Source organism: Rodentibacter sp. Ppn85 (assembly GCF_001999335.1).
Lineage (GTDB): Bacteria > Pseudomonadota > Gammaproteobacteria > Enterobacterales > Pasteurellaceae > Rodentibacter.
The window spans coordinates 1-4,623 of the sequence record NZ_MLHS01000075.1 but is presented as its reverse complement, the minus strand read 5'-3'; the positions used below and the strand labels follow the sequence as shown (position 1 = coordinate 4,623).

Here is a 4,623-nt window from a genome sequence, read left to right as displayed (position 1 = left end):
CTACGTCAGCCCCTTTTTTAATGCTTATCCAACCATGCCTGAATGCGGGCTTGGGTTTTCTTTTCGTTATAGCCGATTGGCGGGAACAGGCTAAATTGATAAAACCAGTTAAAATAGTCGCTGGCAATGCGTTTTTCTTTTTTAAAGAACTTGCCGTATTCTTCGTCCGGGTTTTCGCTGCTGAGATAATCCAAAATAAAAGTCAATAATGCGTGATTTTGGTCTTCACAAGCAGGGCGGTAAATCCCCAATGGCACACGGCGGGAGCGTTTTTTCTCGGGGTTTTCATGAGGAATAGTAAACACTAAGCTGCCAAAATGTTTCGGGCGTATCCACGGGGTGAAAAACTCCGGGCTTAAAAAGCGGAGGAGCTGTTCCCTATCCCGCTGTACGGATTTGGGATAATGCATAATATAAAGCTGCCCCCACGACCAAAAATACACTAAACGGCGTTTGGTATCAAAGCGCACCGGACGCCATTTGGGGGAGGCAACCATAAAGAACCAGAATAATGGGAAGAGGATATAGAACCAGCCCCAGTAAAAACTGCTACTATGCATTCTGATCATACTCTCCTTAAATTCCTCATAAGCATTTTCAGGCATAACTTCTCCAAGCACGGAAAAGGTATTAGAATACCGCTCCCATACTGTTTCTAATGACCAATCGATAGATATAGCCCATTGAATATCTCTAAACATAGTTTGAGTAGTAAAGTAGTCATAAATAAGAAACCCTACCGTACATAAAAACCACACCCAAGAGAGGTCAGCACGGATATGCCCGTCATTGTAACGGCGTACCTCAATTACGCCATTGCCCAACTGTTTTACATTGCGTGCAATCACATCTGGACTGTATTCGGATAAGAACATGTTATACCCCTACATAAGTGATTTTACTTTCAAAATAATCCGCATTGAATCTGTTCCACCAACTAGAAACATCTTCACCCAGTTTGGGATATTTGATTTTTACCGTTAGGATTTTCATTGCATTATTACCTTTGGTATCAGAAATATAACGATAGTTTCGCAAGCTGCTAATTTGCGTCATATCAATCAATATCTCCCCTGGTGATAAAAATTGCTTGCGCACATTATGGCTCGGCATAGGTGCCGGCATGGGTATATCGCTGCCAGGATGCCATGCCGGGCGGGGAGTATAATCCGTTACGCTGAGTTCTACCGTCAGTTTATCCGCACTGCTTCTATCCTTAAATGCCGGACAATAGACCCTTAGCTGATATTGATTTGCCAAGGTAGTATCAATACCGATACCCCAGATCAAGTTATAAAAGCCGTCCATTTCTTGCTCAAAGAAGTTTTTAATTTTTTGTACATCTTTCGATTTACTTGTAGTTGATAATTTCTGAGCTTCAAAAAAACGTTTAGGTAATTCAATTCTTCTATTCCCCCAATAATCCCCCGAATTCCCCCAGAACCCGGTTCTCACCCATTGCTCAAATTCATTATCCGCCACCAGTGAAGTCAGCACCGAACCGATTGCCAACACCACCCCGATTCCCACAAAGGCGCCGGTGTAGGCAAAGGTGGAAATAAAGAAACTGATTTCCGCCATGCCCGCCATTATCGCCGAATTACGCGCCGCCGTGTCGCCGGTGCGTATCGCTTGATGTGCTTGTGCAAAAGCAATCACCACCCCCAACACATTGGCTAGACGCCCGACATTTTTCAGTGTCAGATGCTTAGCCAGTTGGGTGCCCCTACCCGTAGCAGTTTTTATCCCAATCGGCTCTTTAAACTCAGCCAGCCCCTGAATTTGTTTTACTGCTGCGCTATCCAAGCGCTCGTAAAATTCACCCAATGCTTTAGCGCCAAATCCTTTCGTTCTCTCCAAACTTGCCACCAACGCGGCAAAATCATTTGCCAAACGAACTGACGGGTGTAAAAACCATGCCGATAATGAACCGGAATTATCTTGCTTATATTTTGCCCATTCCCGTAAATTCATGATTAACGTCCCGCCGGCAAAGAACGTGCCGACCGATTCGCTAACTTTTACCAGCCGGACCGCCGGACTATAATCGTTTTTTACGACGACATGGACATTCATATTAACATAATGATCGGCGCCTGAGCGTATGCCTTTGGTGAGTTCCGCTTGATAATGCGCCGCGCTTAATCCTTTAAACAGCTCGTCGGCATTTTGAATTAGGGTGCGCATTTGTTGATTCACTATCTCTGCCCCCACATTCACACTGCCCACATGCGCCACGGAAATAGTCTGTAATTTTAACCCCGCTGCGGCTAAAAAATGCTTATAAGGAATCGCACCTTCGACATTCTCTTTCCAAAGCAACATCTGTGCCGCCATCACCGATTCAATCATAATCTCAAAACGTAAGGCTTTGGTCGCCAGTTTTGTCGCCGTCTCTTTGGTGATTTGATTCAGTTTATCGCTTACGCTAAGGAGATTAGACAGAGTGGCGTGCCATGAGTTACCATCGCCCTTAATCAGTAGATTTTTCTGCTGCTCCACGCCCTTTGGCGTATCGCCAAATCCCGCCATCGCCGAGCCGTAAAATGCCATGGCATAATCGGCAATAGAGGCTAATCTGTCTAATTGTTTTTGATTGGTTTCGCAGAGTTTATCTAAAAATGACATCTGTTCACGAGGCGTGCCGTTGCCCGTTTGATTTAACAAATTAAATTGAGCTGTCGCTAAATTTTGCATAGTTTGTTCCGACATCAGAGGGGATTTTTTGGCATAGATTTCAATTTTTTTACGCATGTCTCCATCCAGCGGGTCGGAACTCATTAGACGCTTAAGCCAATTCGGATTTTTATATACCTGCTGTTCTATCTGCTTAATCGCCTTAGCCGTGGTAACCGGATAAAGAAGTTTTGAGAATTCTTTTAAATTATTTGCCAATATCCGCTGATGATAGGCGGAAACGTCTTTAATGTCGCCAATACGGTCAAATAAGGCAATGACTAAGGTTTTCTTTGTCGAACAACTATCAAATACTTTGTGTTGTTCGTTATAGCCTAAGCCGGTTAAGCGACGAAAGCTATCGATTAAATCCTGAATCTGTTTCTCCCGTTTAAAATCAGCGACCTTTTCCGAAAGCTTTTCCCCCGTAAAAACGAACTTCTCCGAACCACCGGTTAAGGAGAATTTCTGCATGATTTGCGCTCGCTTGCTTGGCTCACGCTCTAACTCTTCAAACATTTCCGGCGCCCAGCGCTCTTCGCTGTAAGCACACTCAATAGCGCTCACTTGAGAATGCACATAGGCATAAGGAAAGGATTGCGGTAGTTTTTTCCATTCTCCACGCGCCGTACCGTCCGCCCAAACATATTGGCTAAAGCGATAAGGTAATCCCCCTGATTGATTCAGTTTAGGGGCGTTACTGTCGTCATTGGCGACCGTATATTCAAAAATTAACCAGCGTTTCTTTTCATCGGTAGCATTGCCCACATGTTTTACCCGGGCGAGGATATATAGATAACCTTGGCGTAAACGGCGTAAGTCATATTGAGGATCATCAATACTTGTCGGCATGGGTGGCACTGTTCCTGTTTTAGCCGCCTCATTTAATGTTTCCGCGTTCATACTAAAACGTACCGGAAAAACCGGGACGATATCCAATTGACAGGCAATAGGCTGCCCGATCGGTTTTGCATTCGGGTCGGCGCGACCGTCAGTGTTATTTTTCGACATATTTATTCTAAGCCTCCGTCCGTATTTTTATTTTGTCATGCAATAACTCGGCGAGTTCTGTTTCGCTGAGATCATCGCCATATTCTTTTTCAAGCGCCAGCCAATGATGTTTAAGCGTTGTCATATCGCCTGCCAAATAACAAAATACTTTCACAATATTGATGATACTGCCTTCAATTTTAAAGCCTAACTCAAGTGCTTGATAAAAGTATTTTTCAATATCCTGTGCGGCAATATTTTGTTCGGCGAAATCCGCCGGAATAATGTCTTTTTGTAATTGTTCCAGTAATTGTCGTTTGTCGTAGTCTTCCAAAAACGCTTGAAATTCTCCATCAAAACCGACCGCACTTGGTTGGGTGTCCTGCGGTAAATCCTTTAGGCTGAAAATATGAAACCGGTTGCCGATACGCGCGCCGAAGGAATCTATCATCGTTTCGCCTTCCCGAACGCCGAAAAAGGACGCCAGTTTTGCCGGGGAACAGGAAATGTATCGCAGATAGGCAACCAGGATTATCGGGTCGTAAAAACGGAAGAAATACCATTTTTCGTTTTCTTCCCGGTAAAGGTGAATAAATTTGCGTAGGTGATAAGCCAGTGAATCAAAGGTTTGGCGAGAACGGATAATAATGGTCGGATTGCAATCCCAAGCGCCCATCCAAGGTTGTTCCGCTTGAGTGAAAAGCAGTTCGACAAAGGGGCTGTCTTCTCTGTCGGTGACGGTCAGTTGGGCAAGAAACGGGGCGTTGCTGTCCATTTTGTCTTTCAGTTCGCCTTTATACAGTGACTCGGTTCTGCCCTCGTGTTCGCTTAATTGGGGGATGGTAAAGGATTTTACGCCGTCAATCACGGCATAGTAACGCCAATCTTGTGCATTCTCGGTGAAATGGGGGTTGGGATAATACAGTCCCTCTTTGGGATTGTGTGCGGAGTCAAACT

General features: G+C 44.6%; 3 protein-coding genes. All 3 read right to left on the bottom strand.

All coding sequences use genetic code 11. From position 1 onward, the window contains the following. Nucleotides 1-17: 17 nt before the first annotated feature. Entirely contained in the window at nucleotides 18-875 is an 858-nt protein-coding gene (locus tag BKL51_RS10935; RefSeq protein WP_077466697.1) for a hypothetical protein, read from the bottom strand. 1 nt (nucleotide 876) lies between these two features. Then, nucleotides 877-3,687 carry a toxin VasX gene (locus BKL51_RS10930; protein WP_077466696.1) on the bottom strand — a complete coding sequence of 937 codons (2,811 nt, stop codon included), beginning with the start codon at nucleotides 3,685-3,687 and terminating at the stop codon, nucleotides 877-879. Nucleotides 3,688-3,694: 7 nt separating this feature from the next. Further along, nucleotides 3,695-4,623 (bottom strand): DUF4123 domain-containing protein (locus tag BKL51_RS10925; RefSeq protein ID WP_143530616.1); only part of this gene is annotated, 929 nt, incomplete at its 5' end.

Bases quoted from the DNA above. Each gene is read 5' to 3' on its own strand.
- BKL51_RS10930 (WP_077466696.1), bottom strand. From the start codon at position 3,687: ATGTCGAAAAATAACACTGACGGTCGCGCCGACCCGAATGCAAAACCG.
- BKL51_RS10935 (WP_077466697.1), bottom strand. From the start codon at position 875: ATGTTCTTATCCGAATACAGTCCAGATGTGATTGCACGCAATGTAAAA.